We start from the raw sequence: 19,954 nt of genomic DNA on the forward strand, positions 1-19,954 counted from the left end.
TTAATTTGTCGCAATATAATAAATAGCTTGTGCCAAAGTTCATCGTTGAGCTTGGTGCGAGTCATAAGTGATGCCTTATTTCTTTGTTGTGGTAAACAGTAGAGTAAGGCGTTGCTTATGTTTTTCAATGGTTTCTCAATTCTATACAGCCCCTAATTATAATAGACCGACTTTTTATGTTCGAAAACTTCCTTAAACTGATTAAACAGTCATTTAATAAGTATTAAATTCTATACCTACACCAGCCCCAACATCAGTGGACTGGGTATCAGAGTCAACTGCCCAAAGTCTACTAGATATCAGCGTCTTTGGATTGTATTGATGCTCCCAAGCCACATCTAAGACGGTTAGCTTGTCCGACTCTGGGAACGCTTGGTTAGTAGCTCGGTTGGACTGATTTACCTTAGCATGTTGTACTTTTGCATTGATAAAGTTTTGATTGTCGACCCAAAGCTTGCCACCCACAGCAATACTCTCAGTATCTCCGCCTAATGAATAGGCTAAGGGATAGCCATGCTGATAGTTCCCATCTTTATAGACGTAATGATTATAAGAAACGCCTTTGACATCCCCGCTACTTCGAGTATCCGTCCATTCAGTGTAAAGTTGATAGGGCATACCTCCTGATTTTTTAGTATTTAGGGTAGAGGCATAATCAATACCAGCCAAATACATATTCTTAGCAGGTAGATAACCTGCTTCATCCTCACCCACGTATTGACCATAGATACTTACTGGGAGATTGTTATTAGTTAACGGCGCTAAGTTGATATGAGCATCAAATCCTGCCAATTGATCAGATATATCTTCATCTGCATCATAAACATTATCTTTGGTACCTGTAAGAGCATCGAAGAAAGAACTTAATGATTCAGATTTTCCCTCACCACCCCACATGAAGGTTCGAGAAGCACCTAATTCTAGCCAATCTGTAGGGTTAGCTGTTAATCGCATGCCGATTAATTTGGTATCAGGAATTGCTTTATAGTCATCAAGTTGACCGGCAAACAATTGATACTGCCAAGGACCAATCCAGTTTAGGTATGGATGGTTTGGTGCAGCTTGTGTATCGCGTTGTAAAGTAATACCCGCTACAGGCTTACTGGCATCACCACGGATCAGGCTACCATCATGCCCTGGCCCCCACCAAGTAGGGATTTGACCAGCAATCAGCCACTGATTGGCATATTTACCCGCTAAATATGAGCCTTCAAAGCTTAAACCCTCGTCATTAATCATGTCTTTGTCTTTGACATTGGCACGAAGATTAACTTCCCAATCTTCTTCTCTTAAGCTTGCTTGAGCAGTAGCTTGAAAACTGGCTGTTTTATCATCAGCGAAGCTTTGAGGCAGCTGCTCTCTATCAGTTTGGGCATAAGCTGAGACTTTAGTATTGACTAAAGACTTTGGTTCTTTACTTAGTGTATAGCGAATAGACTGCACAATTTGCTGTTGCTCAGCAGTGCGAATATCAGCTTTATATAAGGCTCTATTAATCTCATTAGCTGTCAATGGCCAAGTGCTGGTGCTGATTTGAATCACCCCTTGTGCTCTTAACCAATCCAGCTCTGACTTTAAGCTCATGTCATTTATTTGGAGGTTTTGGGCACTAGCTAGGCTACTTAATAAACCAGCTGTTAGTAATAAGCTGGCTAGCTTATTGGTTTTAAATGCAGGCTTTGAGAGTTTCATAATAGGAGTGCTCTAAAGTAAAAAGGGCGATAGAAAGTAACGGGATATAGACTCTAAGTAATCTTTTTGATAATAATTTATCAACTTAAGCATTAAGCATGATTATAACACTTAAGTATTAAGAGTATTTACAGAGGGAAGCGTTGTATAAAAAGCCTCTTTTTTTTATAACATAAAGAGGCTAAATAAAACTAGAATTAAGTCATCAAACGCTTAGTTTTCCTTAGGTCGATTAAATCACTTAACCGCATCGCCACTACCTTTTCCTAAGGCAGTACGGATGATATAGCTGAAATATTTTTTCAGGGTTAAGTTATCAATCATTTCTTTATCAGTTTCTGCTAATAGCTCTGGCGTAGACATATCTATACCACTTATCTGGGCTAATCCAGTAATACCAGGCAAAACATCATACACACCTTGAGCGTCTCTTGCTTCGATTAACTCTTGTTGATTATATAGATTAGGTCTGGGACCCACGAGGCTCATTTCACCCTTTAATACATTTATCAACTGAGGTAATTCATCTAGTTTGGTTTTACGTAGTATTTTACCAAGCTTAGTAATTGAGCTGTTGTTTGCTAGGTGGCTAGCTACTGAAGCTGTATCTAATTTCATAGTGCGGAACTTTACAAGTTTGAAAGGTTTTTTATTCTTTCCAACACGTTCTTGAATAAATAATGGAGAACCTGTGTCAAGATACCCAACTAGGGTTGTACCAATTAATAAAGGTGAAGCTGCAACTAAACCAGTCGCTGAAAATGTAATATCTAGAGGTCTTTGCCATTTATTTTTTTTTGAAACAGTTTGGTTAGATACATAGAATTTAGCAGTGTTCTGAATGGCTTCTGAGGTTGAAATCTTAGGTTCCCAATTCAGCAGCTCTTTAGTATCCGAAATATCAACCTGTAACGAGCCACATAGTCTTTGTGCTATATGTTCTTTACCTACTAATTTAGCGCCGATTTTTATGAGGCTAGGGGGAACAGGTAGTGCTTTGTTCTTAACACCTAAACCAGAAGCAATTTCATCGAGCATCATCGCAGTTGATATATCACTGTCATCTGATACTAATAACACTTGGTTTTTAGCGTCGGGAGTATCAATACTACTAACAATAAGATCAGTTAAGTTTTTAACAGAAACCAAACTGCGCAAATTGTTTTTAATGCCACCTAAAGGTAAAGGAATGCCTTTATAAGTCCATTTCATTAAAGCATTAAAGTTGCCTTTAACATTTTCGCCATAAACCAAAGTAGGACGAATAATGACATAATCCATAGTGGAGTTATTCGCAATTTCTTTTAGTCCTAGCTCTGCTTTATACTTACTATAGCCATAAGGGTCTGAGGGGGGAATCGTCACTTCGGGTGTAAACGGATGGTTAGGTAGGCTATATTCGCCATTGACCTTGATTGAGCTCAAAAAAATAAATCTTTGAATACACATATCCACAGCCTGCTTTGCTAGATTCAATGTTGCTGCTGTATTGACCTCTTTCAAAGACTTCGAGGGGTTATTTTTATCATCCTTTAATACACTGGCTTTACCTGCACAGTGTATAACTACATCAATACCTTGTAAGACTTGTTTCCAATCAGTGTTAGAGTCAAGCTTATCGATAAAGCGATACTCACAATCTAAAGTAGGTTTAACTGACTGACGTACACATGCAATAACGTTGTGCTTAGTTTCTAAAAGGTTTTTTACTAAAGCTTGGCCTATAAAGCCATTCGCACCGGTAACAAGAATATTCATTAAAGATCCGTATAGTAAGTAGTTGTTAGGTAATATTTAAATATAATCGTATGCTAATACTTAAAGCTTCATTTCTTTGATCATATGAGCATTTACTTTTTTTACATCATATTTTTCTTCGGCCATCTTTCTAGAGGCCCGGCCCATTTCTTCATATAAGCTATTATTTTCGATAAACTTAATCATAGTATTAGCAAGATCGTCAATAGATTTAACAGGGACAAGATAACCATTTTGACCATCTACTACTGTCTCACGACAGCCTGGGGCATCTGTAGTTATAATAGGTCGTGCCATAGCCATTGCTTCGAGTACAGAACGCGAAGTTCCTTCTCTATATGAAGGTAGAACATACACGGAACAAGTAGCTATTGCAGGACGGACATCATTAAGCTTTCCCCAATAAGTTATAACGTCTGAAGCTATCCATTCATCTAATTGAGCTTGAGAAATAGCAGCTGGATTTTCATCAATCCAGCCAACTAGATGGAACTCTGTTGTCGGATATTGTTGTTTTACTATTTTAGCTGCTTCAACGTATTCTACTATGCCTTTGTCTTTTAATAGCCTGGCTACTAATAAAAAAGACGGTTTAGTATTTCCTGAACCATCCTGGGGCAGAGGTAATGGACTAAACTTATTAGTATCAACACCTGATCCATTTACAACGACAGTAGATGTTTTATTATTAATTAGTTTAAGCTGCTTGAATAGGTTTAGGTCATCTGGATTTTGGAAAAAAACTTTAGAGGATTTTGCAAGTGAGTGTTTATATAAGCTATAAACTACTTGTTGTAATTTATTAGGCTTATTGTTGTTGTCTGAGTTCTGAAAAGCGTACCCTAGTCCCGAAAGTAGAACAAAGCGACTCGGCACCTTAGCTAGCCAAGCAGCTAGTGTGCCGTAAATAATGGGCTTAATAGTATAAGACAAAATAAAATCCGGTTCGATCTGGCGTAGTAACTTATAAGAACATATTAAAGTCTTAACATCACTTACTGGGTCAGTTCCAGTGCGCTGCATGGATATATTATGTAGTTGGTATCCCAGGCTTGCTAGGTGTTGGTACTCATCACTATGATTTTTTAAGTTAGGCGCTACTACATGTATTTCATAACCCAGGTTTGCAACATCCTTTAAAAGTTGACCTCTAAAGTTAAGGACATGAGGTAGGTAGTTAGCGAATATTAAAAATTTCATAGTCTTTAGTTCTTTATAATTAAGAGTATTATTATGTAGTACTTACGAAGCTGTTAGGTTAAAGCTTATTTTCTAGATAGCAATGCCTTGATGCGACGGACCCCAGCAAATAAAGAAAACTGATCACTATAGTAGTCAATAAGGGCTAAACCCTTATCTGCATCAAAATCAATACTGTGTGGACCTAATGCTTTATCAATACTAATAGAACCACAGATATTTTCATTATAACTATGAGCAGTTAGCTCAGTAATCTCAGCAATCATAATAGAAGACCCATACCCCCTATTGTTGTTTTGGCCAAATCGAAATATTCCGTTTTCAGTTTTCAATATACGACCAGCCATTCTCGCTGATGAAGGTGACAAAGTAATCGGACTGCTAGGATGTGCTTCAAAACTATCATCCATTGAGTCTGCAACCCACAAGTTAAGCACTGAATGAGCAGAGTGGCTTTCTCCAAAAAATAAATACCATTTATTATTATGTTCAAGCAATGTAGCATCTACTATACGCTTATCCTGCAATCCTTTAATAGGACTATGGGTATTACTATTATCTTGAAGGTCGATAAAATACTGAGAGGAGTGTGAAGCGACCTCTGGTAGTAATTTCTCTCTACCATCTAGCATAAATGAAAAAGGGTAAGAATAGTGCTGTTTACTTAAGATAATCTTATCTTGAATCTTATCTTCAGTATCTATCTCAATAATATCGCCTAAGCCTGTTTTTTTATCTAAAGCTTCTAGTCTAATTTTTTTACGATCTATGGAAAAGAAAGGGTCTGCATAAAACGAGTACTGAGGCTCTATTGGTAGCTCATCAATATCTCTTAGTGTTATTGTATTTTTATGGTATGGATTAAGAGAAAACCTAACTGTACCCACTTTCCACTTCTTTTCAAAAAGCAGACCGTATGTTAAGTGTTTAATTCTATTTTCTGTAAGCCGTTTTACAAAACTAAATACTGTTAAGTTACTAGGTAATCGATAGTTTTTACCGTTAGTATCAATATCTATCTGCTTGTTCTCAATGATATTTATTATTGCTTTACGTAGAAGATACTTTGATTGTTGATAAAAGTTTTCAGCAGTCTTACGGTAAGAGTAATGTACTAGTTTAGACTCGGCATAAGCATAAACTTTACCTGCATCTAGTTCATTTGTTAAGCTCTGTACGATAATGCCCTGATTATCAGCATTTTGAAAGAGCTCATAAAAGCCAGCAGGACGTCCTCTAAATTTTGCTGGATTACCATGATGGTATGAAAGAATCGGTATATCTTCTAACCGCTCATCAACTTTTAACAAATTCATACCAAACTTGATAATAATATCTATACCTTCATCTAAAATCTCATCTAAGATTGTAATTGGTATTGATTGCCAGTTTCCTGTATAAATGCTCTTAAAATCTAGAATTTTTATATTATTAAACTCCAGGCTTTCCTTTTTTGAATAAGTATTTTTTAAAGTAAATAAATTCAATGCATAATATGAAAAGTGCTTTTTAATATCTCTTTTTATTTTAGTATTCTGGCAGCTTAAAACTAACTGGATATCTAACAAGTCAGAGGCTTGCTTAAGAGACTCCTTCTGCCAATGTGCTATAGACAAGTTATCTACAATTAAAGCGGCTCTGATTTTGCTCATAGTAAAAACCTTTAAAATTTTTTAGTTTTACACAGGGACGGTATAGAGAGAAAGATACCCTTTATTCCATTTCTTCATTAACTAGAGGCTCCGACTCTCTTTTTTGAAATACCTACAACCCTATCTGGAATCTTATTTACTTCAATTCTATGGGCTTAGATTTGTACTAAGGGTATTTTAAATTTAAGCTTCTAGTATTGACTAATAGTCTATGTCAATTTCATAATATTAAAAATAGCCATCATATTTATTCACGTATTTCTAAGCTGACTTAAATTTCTCTATATTAGGCTTAAAGGATTAGTTTATTTGCCTTATACTTCATTAATTACTTAAAAATTAAGCTAATGAGAGTAGTTTTTAAACTTGTAAATACTTCTGTCTTATCGATTTAAAAAGAAGCAGAGTAAATTATTAAATATTTTCAGCTCATGTTTTTATGTAAACTTAACTTTAATTGTTAATTAATACTTTTTATTAATTTATCAATTACTTGTTGATGCTGATTAATAACATCTTTATCAATTTTCTGTTGGTTTCTCTTCAGAGCTAACCTTTGCAAGCTTCCTGTTTTATCTAATATTTTTATAATTTGCTTTTTGATTAGCATTTTGAGGTAGCTTGGGAGACGATACTCAGTAGTATATTTGGAAAAAGCATTATAGTGATCTATATATGAATTAATCATCTTCGTTGCATCTATATTTCCTGCCTCACGATAGTAGTACAGTAGGTCGGGTAAAGTAGCCACATGTAGATCTTTTTTTGTAGCAGCTTTACACCATAACGCATAATCTTCAGATCGAGGGTAGTTAGTATCGTATCTATTTCTTATATACCAAGATTTTCTAGCTAGAATAGTTGCATGAGTGATAGGGTATCTATGTTGAACCTTTGTGATATTATGAAAAATCGTTTCTGGATAGCGATACCCATACACTATATTGTCATTATCAATTGATATAAGACCAGTGGATACAATATCAATATCAGGATGATTTTCTAAAAATTTCAATTGAATGCTCAGTCTATTTGGATGAATAGCATCATCAGCATCCATACGAGCAATAAGATCATAATTAGATTCGTCAATAATTTGATTGAGCCTGTAAGGTAGTTTCATATTTTTTCCATCTGATATGACCCTAATTCTGCTATCTAAAGCCTCATATCTATTAGCGATATCTAAAGACCCATCTGTTGAACCATCATCAATTAAGATAAGCTCCCAGTTTTGATGAGTTTGATTTATAACAGATTGTATAGCAAAACTTAAATACTTTTCTGCATTATAGATAGGGATTCCGATCGATATATATTGGTGATTCATAGTTAAAATATCTTAAATAATGGGTTAATAGTATAGGGTGTAAGGTTGCTGAAACGTGTAGTAGTTAGCAAAAAATAAGTGAGACAGAATATAACTGTTAAAATATAAATAAATAAATTATTAATTCTCTTTAGTGCCATTGGGACTAGTAGGGCCAGTGACCAAGTGAAGTAAAATAGAATTCTCTGTGGTCCAGATGGATTAGTTCCTACTAGAGCTATTGGTACTAATAGAAATATTCCGATGGAATAGTAAGTTAGTAAGATTTCAAATTTTTGATTCTTGATTTTATAGAAATACTTGATGATCTGTAGGGCTATCATAATTATAGAGTAAAAACCAAGAGTTACTAATCCACCTGATTTTTCACTTTCCTGAGTATAACCTTGGTATCTGATATTATCTTCTGCCAAATACCCGATGACAAGTTGACTTCCTATCATTGATGTTAAAAAAGAGATAAGAAACTTATAGTAATTCTGTATTTTGCTATGCAAAAGGAGATATACAGGCAGTAATACTAATGCAGAAATATGGAAAGAAGAAGCTAAGATCACAATTAGTAAGAAAGGTATTAGCTGTTTACTTATTAAGGCAGGTGTTGCTAGTGCGATTAAAGCCATTGCTATACCTTGTCTTAATCCATTGAAAAAGAAAGTATAGGTTCCCAATGTAATAAATATAAAAACAGATAGAGTATAGTTAACGCTTAGTTTGCGTATACTCACTAGATAGCAGCCTACTACTATTAATGAAGATATAAAAAAAAGCCAGAAATAATTATGAGTTAAGTTGAGGAGTATATAAGTAAAAAGTTGATACCCATACTCAACGTTCTCATTAAAAGAAAAGTTATAAGGATTTAAGTTATAACGAAAATATTTTGTATAGTTAGGAGAGTCAGTACCGACTGTATAGTTTCTAATACCAGAAAACACAGATAAAATCAATAATGGAATCCAAAAAGACTTCCTGTGGATTGCCGCTTTTTCAACAGATATCCATAATGATATAAATACTAATAAGATTATATAGGGGGTCATTGACTAAGCTACCTGTTTTTCTACTACTTTTCGGATAAAAACCAGTTTTTTCCTAAAGTCTTTTATTTAATATATCTTTAATAGTATTTTTTATTTGTAATTCATCAAGTATCTTAATAGCTTTTATTTTTAGAGCTAAGCATAGGTCGCTAGTTTTTACCCTGTATAAACTGCTTTTAAAAAATATTTCTTGAGTGATTTTTTCTTTGTAATAAATTTTGATATTATCATTAGCATTATAAAAATATGATTGGTATAGCATACTAGCTAAGTAGGATTTTTTAATGGTGTAAGGTATAGAATCTTCCCACTTTTCATAGAATTTTATCAAAGAGTTGAAATCTAAAGCTGACTTATGGCCGCCTTCATTCCAGTCAATATTTGATGTAATATTTGGGTTATAACACCATCCACAAGTATTGTAATATATGACTGCGAAATAATCATAATCCTGGTGTCTTTTTAAAGACTCATCCCAGAGCACATTGAGGCTAACCTTAGATTTATCTATTACATATGAAGATGTCTGAGCTAAATAATTCCGTGGTGACATGATCAGGGAAAAGGGGTCATCGAATAGTTTTATATCTTTAGAGTTATTTAATATGACACCGTTTGCCGTGTGTACTCTAGCCCCACTATAAGTTGCCACTTTATCACTCTTATTTAATAATTTAATTGCTTTAGAAAGATGATCCGCTTGCCACCAATCATCGGAGTCAAGAAAAGCTACATATCTTGTCTCAGCAAGTTTATAACCTAAGTTCCTAGCATAGTTAGCATTACCTCGACCAATACTACTAGTAAAGACGCATTTATCATATAAGGTATGACTTCTAATAATTTTCCATGCGTTTAAAGACTCTTCTAAGCTAGAGCCATTATCAATGATGTAAACTCTATCGGCAGCAAGGGTTTGCGCTGCAACAGAGTCTAAAAGGCGCTTTAAAAATCGTGATCGATTAAAGAAGGGTACTACTACTGAAACGCTCAGGTCTTCACATTCTTTCAAATTAGTCACTCCCAAACAAGTCTCTAGTAAATACCTTTGATTCGACATCTTTTATTTCATCTACCAGTCGATTTGCAACAATAATATCACTAATGGACTTAAAATTTTCCAAATCCTTTATGACAGTAGAGTTATAAAAATGGGCCTCTTTTAAAACAGGCTCATAGACAACCACCTCAATACCTTTTGCCTTCAATCGTTTCATAACACCTTGAACTGCAGATGCTCGGAAGTTATCTGAACCAGACTTCATCACTAAACGATAAATCCCCACTACTTTAGGGTTCTTGGCTGCTATAGAGTCAGCAATAAAATCCTTACGAGTGCGATTAGACTCAACAATAGCCTTTATCAAGTTACTAGGAACATTGTCATAATTAGCCAATAGCTGCTTAGTATCTTTTGGGAGACAGTACCCACCATAGCCAAAAGAAGGATTGTTATAATGACTACCGATACGTGGGTCTAGTCCAACTCCCTCAATAATCTGCTTAGTATCTAAGTTAAAGGTTTGAGCATAAGTATCGAGCTCATTGAAGTAAGCGACTCGCATCGCTAAATAAGTATTTGAGAACAGCTTAATTGCTTCGGCTTCTGTCGAATCAGTGAATAAGACAGGAACCTCTTTTTTGATAGCCCCTTGTAGTAGTAAGTTAGCAAAGATTCTGGCACACTCAGACTGTTCTCCCACAATTATGCGAGAAGGGTAAAGGTTGTCATATAGCGCCTTGCCTTCTCTAAGGAATTCAGGAGAAAAGATTATATTATCAGTACCAAGTTTTTGCTTAAGTTGCTCAGTGTATCCTACTGGCACAGTAGATTTGATAATCATTACTGCATTAGGATTAATAGACAAGACAGTTTTAGCTACTGACTCGACACTATCAGTATTAAAATAATTAGTTTGAGGTTCATAGTCTGTAGGGGTAGCAATAATCACAAAGTCTGCCTGACTATACGCACTGGTTGCATCTAGAGTTGCTGTGAAATTGAGTGGTTTTTTGGACAAAAAGTCAGTGATCTCTGCATCTTCAATTGGAGATTGCTTGTTATTTAATAAGGCAACTTTTTCTTCAACAATATCTACGGCTATAACTTCGTTATGCTGAGCTAACAGCATAGCATTTGATAAACCTACGTAACCTGTGCCTGCTACTGCTATTTTCATTATTTAGTGCTCTCTAAGAATGATTCAATGAAAAGTGGGCTAAGAAATTAGAATTTTGAGTAAATGATATACTTATTAACTTTCAAAATACTTCTCTATAGAATCATATGCAAAGTCATTACCAAATCTAGTAACCCTATAATAATTAAGTGGATGATCGATAAAACGATGCTTAACTCTAGAGATTAACTTATTGTTCTTCACACGAGGTAGATTCTCATTTTCGAGTCCATTATTGTGCTTAATAAAGTTGAGTGACTTCAATGCTTCTGGAATCACTCTAACTTGTAAGCCACTTACTTTGCAGATTTTAGAGTACCAAAGATCATCAGCAGTAGGTGCGACACTTAGATAGCCGTTATCATCAACTAAATCTCTGGTAAACCAACCCCGATAAAGCACTGCACCGCCTCCATAAGTGATAATCCAGTCTTTATCTATAATAGTTTTCTTCTGTACTATGGGCCAATAGATATAGCCTGTTTCGTGACCTAACTTACTATATTGAATTTTGCGTACTCTGCTAGCATGAATAAGCATTCTCTCAGGATCAAAATCTTGTAAAAGGGAGCTTAACCATTGTTGACCATATATGATATCGTCATCAGCGGTAACTATAATGTCGTCTAATCCCGCTGCTTGCAGTGTGGGCATAAGCTTTCTAAAGGGTCCTGTATTCTCTACCCATTCAATATGTATAATCTTTTTTAGTTCATCTTCTATTCCCTGAGTTAAATAAAAAAAGACATCTGTATTTTGAATGCCTTCATCTTTTAGATAAGGGTGTGAAGATAAGTTGAGTACTATCTTATGAGGCCTTAAACTCTGTGTGACAAGCGAATATAATGCTGCTCTACAAAGATGAAGCCTGTTAGACGTTGTGGTTAAACTGATTATTATATTATTCAAGATACACCTGTATGTAATTTAATTATCTTTGACTAAGTTTATAAAAATATTCGCATTTTGGATTGCTTGAAAAGTCCTTTATATTAATATATTCATTAGAATTAAATTATCTTCTTTAGCTACCTTAGATTAATTTGAAGGACTCTGAAAAGACTTTTATTAGTAGCCTGAATACTCAAATCTTAGTGCATGTCATTACAGAATAGTTAAGCTACATGTCTGTGAACAGACATATTTAAGATTATTAAAAGAATAAAGAGGGCGATAAATACTATAATGCTTAATTCACCTTACAGTAAATTACCTGCTTTGCTAAGCTTATAAATTTAATTTTTTTGCTACTACTATTAATGCCTGGAATGTTTTTGAATTACTATCTACTAAAATTAAAGATCTAACAAACATTCTAGTCTCGGCCTTAAGATCTTTTTTGTATTTTGAGGTTCTCTTTCTATATATTAAATAACGAAAAGGGGATTTTGGAGCAGATAGGTTATACAGGTTACTTAAGTAATATGCTATCAATTCTTCGGAAACTTTGAATTTTTCTGCCAACCTTTGAAATTTAATTAGTAATGAATCTAATTCTCTTAAGCTAACTTTCTTTCTTTTTTCTAGTGCGATATATGTGTGCACTAAGGAAGCATCCTCCGAGCTCAGATTTTTATGATAGTTTTTTCTGATTTCTTTTGCAGTTTCCTGCTGTAATATAAGTTTAGTATTACTAGCTTGTTCTTCATGTAGCCTATACTTCATTAAAACTTCTGGTAAATTACCAACCCTAAATCCTGAGTTTATAATATCTATCCAAAGCTGATAGTCTTGTGCAACCTTATACTCAGATTTATATTGAATGTTATTAAACACTCCTTTTTTTAACATAACCGTTGGATGAGCAAAGGCTGACCTGAATAAGAGCCTGAATCTAATATCATTATGATATATTGGATATGTCAAGATTGAATTATTAATATTTTCTCCAAAAGCTTCAATAAAAGTTCCACACAAGTCTAAATTATTTGTATTAAGGTAGTTGATTTGCTTCTCGAATCGGTCAGGTAAACAAATATCATCCGCATCCATTCTCGCTATATATTCGCCTCTTGCCTTAGCTATGCCTTCATTAAGAGAGTAAGGTAAGCCCTTGTTCTCTCTATCAATAACTATTATACGGTCATCTTTATTGATATATTCGTAAATAATTTCGATACTACTGTCAGTTGACCCGTCATTAACTATAATAAATTCAAAATTACTATATGACTGTGATAGAACACTGTCAATTGCTTCAGCTAGATGTTTTTCACCATTATATACAGACATCACTACGCTGATTAAAGGAGTTTCTAGATTTGTCATATTGTTATACCAAAATGTGAAAATTAATAATTATGGTGCATGTTCATCTCAAGGTTAAAGGTATGAGATAAAGAGTAATTGGGACTAATAACTTAAATCCTCAGATACTTCAAACCAACTACCCATTCTTTCTTCCCACTCAATACTATTAAATTTTTGAAACCCGCTACCATGAAAAAAAGTCATTTCGCCGAAAACTAGTTTACCTTTATGGATATACCAGTCAACTCTTACATGATTAAATGGTCTAGCTAAAACTTTAGTCATTTCTAGCATTTCATTTAATAATTCAGGCTTTTCCACATCATAATATGCATTGGGGTTCTCAATTTCTAAATCTAGTCTATTCCAGTTAGTATCATATAAATTTCTTCTATGCCCTTCAAATCTCTCTAAGTCAACTTGAATAATCTTTGGTTGTCCATTAAAACAGAAGATTTTATAGTCTTTTAGAGACTTTCCGTCTTCGCTTTCTAAAAGCTTCTCTATTATAATTTGCGGTTTTATATTATCATAAACCCATTCTTTAGAAAAGCGACCATAGTTTAGTTTTAAATTACGTTCTATCTTCTTTAGTTTTTCAAAGTCTATATTATTACGACCTTTAACTATTAAAACAGAACCACTATCATGGTTAGCTTTTAGAATAAATTGTGGAGGAAGCTTAGAGAAATCTATATTTTTAGTATTAGGATAAATAGCAATAATCTCATTAATATATTCACTGCCTATTTTATCCTGTACATAATCTAAGACTTTTATTTTGTCTGCACACAACTTTGCTAAGTCATTATTAGCATATAATTTAGACCATTGTATCTTTTCATTAAAGGTCGTAGGGTTTTCTAGGTTAAGCTTTTTATTGAACGTACTTTCCCATCTATCTTTTATATATTACTCTTTTGGGGTTAAGCAGATTTTTTGTCTCTCATATCTTACCCGAAGATCAAGGTATATCTTATAGAGAGAATTCTTTTTCATGCTGTCTTTCATTAGTTTTTTCATTTTAATACTCAGATTTTAAAAAAGCATAGAAATAATATTTTGGGTCGAAAATAAAGTGTTTAGCTTTTGAAGACACAATTAAGTACAACCAAGGCTTATTATTAGTTTATTTTTTTAAAAACTCTATTTCTCCCAGATATAAAACAGCTATTATTTGCTAGTTGATATATTATTTAGAATAATAGTCATTATACCACTTTACAAACTCATTTATCCCTTGTCTCAGTTCAGTATAAGGTTGATAGGATAAGTCACTGTTTAAATCTTTAGTATCGGCATAAGTGGACTGTACATCTCCAGCCTGCATATCCATAAAGTTCTTCTTAGAGGCTTTGCCCATTTCACTTTCTAATATAGAAATGAAGTCCATGAGCTTAACGGGTGCATTGTTACCAATATTGTATATTTTATAGGGGGCAGTTGATATTGATGGATTAGGTTGAGTAGCATCGAAATTAGTCGATGGCTGTGCTGGATTATCGATTACTTTTATTATTCCATCGACAATATCATCTATATAAGTAAAGTCTCTACTCATATTCCCATGATTAAAAACGTTAATAGATTGATTGTTTGATATTGCATCCGCAAATAACATTGGCGCCATATCAGGACGACCATAGGGTCCGTATACCGTAAAAAATCTCAGTCCAGTAGTATGTATGTCATAAAGATGCGAATAAGCGTGAGCCATCACTTCATTAGATTTCTTAGTAGCAGCATACAACGAAACGGGATGATCAGTGTGGTCAGAGGTTTTAAATGGTTGAGATCTGTTTAAGCCATACACTGATGAAGAGCTTGCATAGGCGAGATTTTTAGTATGGCTGTGCCTACATGCTTCTAAGATATTCATGAAACCCTTTATATTTGAGTCTATATAGGCATATGGGTTTTCTAAAGAGTATCTAACACCTGCTTGAGCAGCTAGATGACAAACTGCATCAAAGCCTTCACTATTAAAAAGCTTAGAGATAATTTCGTTATCCGATAAATCAGCTCTTATAAACTTATGATTACTATAAGTATTAGAGCTTATCAACTTGTTAGTTTCTATTTCTTGTTTCAAAATGCCTAGTTGCTCTAATCTTGCATATTTTAGGTTTGTGTCGTAATAATCATTAATACTATCCAGCCCAATAACCTCGTTCCCTCTAGCTAATAACTTTTTTGCTAGATGAAACCCAATAAATCCTGCAGTACCTGTTACTAAAATTTTCATTTAATTGTCTCTTAAATATACTTTTTCTAAGAACGTTACTTAAAAAATGAGTGACATAATCAATAGTATTCTTTACTAACACCTACATACAACCTTAAAGTTATTATTTTTAATAATAAGGCTTTAAGAAAAACTATATATAAAGAGTTTTAATATATTAATCGCTAATTAAAATTCACTTAATGTTTAGATTGGTTTTAATTATAAAAAATATTTTCCTCAACTTTTTAAATTAGCATTAATGTTTTGGATAATTGCTCTTTTTCAAATGCTTGATATTAAAAGCCTCTATACCACTGTATTTGCCCTTCCATTTATAAAAAATTGAGCTACCAATACTATACTATATTTAAGTCCATCGCTCTTTGAGAGGTATGTCTGCTTTAGCTAATATAGTTTTTGTTAAAAGAGCCCTTCTTCTGGTATGTGATAAGTTAGTGTGTTGGAGTTACGAGTGCTTAGCCATTTCTCTGAATTTAGAATTATTATCTACAAGCTGTTGGTAGGTGCCTTGGTCAATCACTCTACCTTTTTCCATTAAATAGATAGTATCGCACTTCTGAACTGTTTTTAGGCGGTGAGCAATCATGATAATTGTCTTTTGACCAGTGAAGTCATGAATAGCATCCATAATGATTTTTTCAGTAATGCCATCTAAAGCACTAGTAGCTTCATCAAATATTAAGATATCTGCCTCATTGTATAAGGCCCGTGCAATACCGATACGCTGGCGTTGACCACCAGATAGCTGAACCCCACGCTCACCAACCTTAGTAATGATACCTTCAGGAAGCTCTTCAACAAGCTCTGTTAAGTGAGCAAGGCTAATGGCTTTCATAACTTGATCATAGTCAATATCATCAGCCGGTATTCCAAAAGCAATATTTTCAGCAATACTACCTTCACTTAAGAAGATACTCTGCGGGACAAAGCCTAAGTTATTTTGCCAGCCACTGATATTGTCTTTAGTGACAAGTGTATCATCAATATATATGTTGCCAGATTGAGGAGGAAGTAATCCCAGAATAATATCAATTAAAGTGGACTTACCTGAACCTGAAGATCCCACAATGCCTATGACATGGTTGACAGGAATAGAGATACTTACATTATTAAGAGCGTACTTCTCTTTGTTTGGATAAGTAAAACTAATATCATCAAGCCTAATTTGTTGCTCAAGCTTTAACTTAGGTATTGTTATCTTTTCATTCAGCTTATTCTGAGCTGTTTCTGACTGCTGCAAATCTTCTTTAACAGCTTCAAAAGCTGCACAGTTACCTTTAATCTGTGTAACACTAGCATAAATTTGCTGTAAAGCAGGTAATAGTTTAAAACAAGCTAAAGCATAAATAGCTAATACCGGAAGAACCTGTCCTAAGTTTCCATCATAACTTTTTATTAAGACGAGTACTAAGCTAATCATAGCCCCAAAAGCTAGCAGCTCAACAAAAAATCTAGGCACTAGACTTATCGTATTGTTGGTTCCTTGAGCACGAGCTTGTAGTCCGCCCTGCTCAGTAAACCTATCTATAAAGTCATATTTACGGTCTAATAGCAATACATCCTTAATACCACCAAAGCCTTCATTCATTAATCTAAATCTTTGCGTAGAAACATCTGATAGTCTACGACCATTAAGTATGAGAGACTTACGCACCAACTTATACATAATCATATAGGCTAAAACAAAGGCTGAAATACCCACTACAGCGATAATAGGGTTATATATAAATATACTGATTGAAATAAATAAGGCCAATACTAGCTTAGCATTAAGATTCATCAAAGGCTGAATAATACCTCCACTGATTCTATTAGCTTCAGTAGATACTTGCTTGGTAAGCTGGGCGCTACTACCACTGGCGTGAAATAGCCAAGACTGCTGCATATAGTAAGAGTATAGGCGGTCTGCTAACTCTGTACCTACGCTTGCCCCATACACCGCTAATCGCCAAGTAGTGAGCATAGAAACTACAGTAGATATTGTAAGCATTAAAAGTACCAGGCAGCCTGCAAGAAATAAAAAATCGATAGGATTACTTATTCCTGAAAGCTGATATAGCTTGGAATAAACACCTTCCTGTTGTAGTAAACTTATATCACCTACTAATGCCATAAAGGGAGCAATGGAGGCAATACCTAATAGCTCTGTAAAGGCCATAAGAATGACTAGAAACTGTAATATGTAAAAATGCTTACGTTGCTTCTCAGAAAGTAAAGAAAATAGCTCTTTTATGACGCTTAACATATAATTTCAACTACAGTTTATTTTGAAGTGAGTGAACATACCAAGGCATCGCTTTCTCAATACCTTGAATGATATCGAACTGTGGCTCATAGCCTAACACATTTTGGATCTTACTAATATTAGCCTGACTATGGCGCACGTCTCCTTCACGGAAATCTCGATAGACTGGTTCTTGAGTGTAGCTAACTCCATTAATACTTAAATGCTCTTTAAGTGCTGAAAACAGCGTATTAAGGGTAGTACGACCACCAACTGCTACATTATATACTTGGTTCTTGGCTTCTTCAGTAGCAGTCGCTGCCAAAATATTAGCTTGTACCGCATTTTCAATAAAGTTAAAGTCGCGGCTGGTATCACCATCGCCATTAATAAATACTTCATCACCTGCGATCATAGCAGCCGTCCATTTTGGTATTACCGCTGCATAGGCACCATCAGGTGTTTGTCGTTTACCAAAAATATTGAAATAACGCAGACCAATCGTTTTAAAGTTATAAGTACGTGCGAACACATCGGCATACAGCTCATTGACATATTTAGTCACCGCATAGGGTGATAACGGATTACCAATAGCATCTTCGACTTTTGGTAAAGCAGGATGATCGCCATACGTTGAGCTACTCGCCGCATAAGTAAAGCTAGCTACCGTAGCATCACGAGCTGCTACGAGCATATTTAAGTAGCCTGAGATATTGGTATCATTAGTATTGATAGGATCAGCGATAGAGCGCGGCACCGAACCCAATGCCGCCTGATGCAGTACGTAGTCTACGCCTATACATGCTGCCTGACAGGCATCTAGATTACGAATATCGCCTTCTATAAAGGTAAAGTTCTGCCACTGATCTTCATTTACCAAACCTTGTACTTCATCTAGATTATGCTGAAAGCCAGTCGCAAAATTATCTAGGCCGACTACTTTTTGATTTAGTAACAATAGCTCTTCTAGTAAGTTAGAGCCAATAAAGCCTGCGACCCCAGTAATCAGCCATGTCTTTGGTTCATTAATTAATACTTTTTGAACTTTTTCATATGCAGTTAACGTCATAACCATTACTTTCCGTATTTTTTATCAATTTATAAGCGGATATCAGCGTCTTCTTTAGTGAAAACATACTTTAAATCGTAAAGCACGTGTTCATTCTTTCCAAATGCTCTAATCTGACCTACACCCAGATCAACGAACTCATTATGAGCGACGGCTAAGATAATACCATCATAGTTATTTACAGCGGGCTTGCTGATAGGCGTCACATTATATTCACGCTCAGCTTCTGCTTTATCTACCCAAGGGTCATAAACGTCAACTTCGATATTATATTCTTCTAGCTCATGGACGATATCGATGACCTTGGTATTACGCACATCAGGGCAGTTTTCTTTGAAACTCAGCCCTAAGACCAGAACTTTGGCCCCTTCAACTTGAATACGCTTTTTAATCATGGTTTTGACCAGTTGCGTGACTACATACTCACCCATGCTGTCATTCAAGCGACGACCAGCCAATATAATCTCTGGTTTATAGCCAATCGCTTGCGCTTTATGTGTCAAGTAATAAGGGTCTACACCGATGCAATGACCACCGACGAGGCCTGGACGAAACGGTAAAAAGTTCCACTTAGTGCCCGCAGCTTCTAATACTGCTTGGGTATCGATACCCATCTTATTAAAGATAACAGCTAGCTCATTGATCAGTGCAATATTGACATCACGCTGAGTATTCTCAATCACCTTTGCCGCTTCCGCTACTTTGATGCTTGCTGCTTTATGAGTACCGGCTATAATAATTAAATTGTATACTTCATCAACAAAATCAGCGACTTCAGGGGTTGAGCCTGACGTTACTTTTAAGATATTGGTAACGCGGTGCTCTTTATCACCCGGATTGATACGTTCAGGGCTATAACCAGCATAAAAGTCTTGATTGAAGGTTAATCCAGAAACTTTCTCTAACACCGGAATACAAACTTCTTCTGTGGCCCCAGGGTAAACGGTCGATTCATAAACCACGATGTCGTCTTTTTTAAGTAGACTACCGATAGCTTCTGAGGCTTTGATCAATGGCGTCAGGTCAGGCTGCTTGTAGTCATCAATAGGAGTAGGTACAGTCACTATAAAGAAATTACAGTCTTTAAGCATCTGAATATCTGAGCTATAACTCAAATGCGTGGCTTGCGCTAACTCTTCATCGCTCACTTCCAACGTGTGGTCCGTTCCCGCAGTTAGAGCTGAAATACGCTCAGCATTGATATCGAAACCCACGACAGGGCGATGCTTACCAAACTCAACCGCTAGTGGCAGACCCACATAGCCAAGACCGATCACTGCTATTTTTATATTGTTAATATCTAGCATA

Annotated in this window: 15 protein-coding genes; all 15 read right to left on the minus strand. The window is 35.1% G+C overall.

The annotated features are described in order from the left end of the window. Window positions 1–213: 213 nt before the first annotated feature. Window positions 214–1,692, minus strand: coding sequence for a capsule assembly Wzi family protein (locus A7325_RS01800; RefSeq protein WP_068404099.1), 1,479 nt, complete (start codon window positions 1,690–1,692; stop codon window positions 214–216). Between the two features lie 237 nt (window positions 1,693–1,929). Then, window positions 1,930–3,450, minus strand: a complete 1,521-nt coding sequence (locus A7325_RS01805) for a hybrid nucleoside-diphosphate sugar epimerase/sugar transferase (protein WP_068404101.1) — start codon at window positions 3,448–3,450, stop codon at window positions 1,930–1,932. 60 nt (window positions 3,451–3,510) lie between these two features. Next, complete coding sequence (locus tag A7325_RS01810) at window positions 3,511–4,650, minus strand: glycosyltransferase family 4 protein (RefSeq protein ID WP_068404103.1); 1,140 nt, start codon at window positions 4,648–4,650, stop codon at window positions 3,511–3,513. A gap of 65 nt (window positions 4,651–4,715) precedes the next feature. Further along, complete coding sequence (locus A7325_RS01815) at window positions 4,716–6,302, minus strand: hypothetical protein (protein ID WP_068404104.1); 1,587 nt, start codon at window positions 6,300–6,302, stop codon at window positions 4,716–4,718. Window positions 6,303–6,762: 460 nt separating this feature from the next. Then, window positions 6,763–7,632 (minus strand): glycosyltransferase family 2 protein, encoded by an 870-nt coding sequence (locus A7325_RS01820; RefSeq protein ID WP_068404105.1) that lies wholly within the window; start codon window positions 7,630–7,632, stop codon window positions 6,763–6,765. A 2-nt stretch (window positions 7,633–7,634) separates the two neighbouring features. Continuing rightward, entirely contained in the window at window positions 7,635–8,675 is a 1,041-nt protein-coding gene (locus tag A7325_RS01825; RefSeq protein ID WP_068404106.1) for an EpsG family protein, read from the minus strand. Window positions 8,676–8,727: 52 nt separating this feature from the next. Continuing rightward, window positions 8,728–9,687, minus strand: coding sequence for a glycosyltransferase family 2 protein (locus A7325_RS01830; protein WP_197488855.1), 960 nt, complete (start codon window positions 9,685–9,687; stop codon window positions 8,728–8,730). Window position 9,688: 1 nt separating this feature from the next. Next, window positions 9,689–10,855 (minus strand): nucleotide sugar dehydrogenase, encoded by a 1,167-nt coding sequence (locus A7325_RS01835; RefSeq protein WP_068404109.1) that lies wholly within the window; start codon window positions 10,853–10,855, stop codon window positions 9,689–9,691. Window positions 10,856–10,930: 75 nt separating this feature from the next. Further along, window positions 10,931–11,764, minus strand: a complete 834-nt coding sequence (locus A7325_RS01840) for a hypothetical protein (protein WP_068404110.1) — start codon at window positions 11,762–11,764, stop codon at window positions 10,931–10,933. Between the two features lie 318 nt (window positions 11,765–12,082). Next, a complete protein-coding gene (locus A7325_RS01845) occupies window positions 12,083–13,123 on the minus strand; it encodes a glycosyltransferase (protein WP_068404111.1) in 1,041 nt (346 codons plus the stop codon). 84 nt (window positions 13,124–13,207) lie between these two features. Continuing rightward, a complete protein-coding gene (locus tag A7325_RS01850) occupies window positions 13,208–14,014 on the minus strand; it encodes an ATP-grasp fold amidoligase family protein (protein WP_082894250.1) in 807 nt (268 codons plus the stop codon). 283 nt (window positions 14,015–14,297) lie between these two features. Continuing rightward, window positions 14,298–15,350 carry an NAD-dependent epimerase gene (locus A7325_RS01855; protein ID WP_068404113.1) on the minus strand — a complete coding sequence of 351 codons (1,053 nt, stop codon included), beginning with the start codon at window positions 15,348–15,350 and terminating at the stop codon, window positions 14,298–14,300. A 448-nt stretch (window positions 15,351–15,798) separates the two neighbouring features. After that, window positions 15,799–17,598, minus strand: a complete 1,800-nt coding sequence (locus A7325_RS01860; protein WP_068404115.1) for an ABC transporter ATP-binding protein — start codon at window positions 17,596–17,598, stop codon at window positions 15,799–15,801. 10 nt (window positions 17,599–17,608) lie between these two features. Further along, a complete protein-coding gene (locus A7325_RS01865; protein ID WP_068404117.1) occupies window positions 17,609–18,652 on the minus strand; it encodes an NAD-dependent epimerase/dehydratase family protein in 1,044 nt (347 codons plus the stop codon). Between the two features lie 23 nt (window positions 18,653–18,675). Then, window positions 18,676–19,953, minus strand: a complete 1,278-nt coding sequence (gene tviB / locus A7325_RS01870) for a Vi polysaccharide biosynthesis UDP-N-acetylglucosamine C-6 dehydrogenase TviB (protein ID WP_068404118.1) — start codon at window positions 19,951–19,953, stop codon at window positions 18,676–18,678. Window position 19,954 lies beyond the last annotated feature (1 nt).

This window comes from Psychrobacter sp. SHUES1 (assembly GCF_001652315.1).
GTDB lineage: Bacteria > Pseudomonadota > Gammaproteobacteria > Pseudomonadales > Moraxellaceae > Psychrobacter > Psychrobacter faecalis.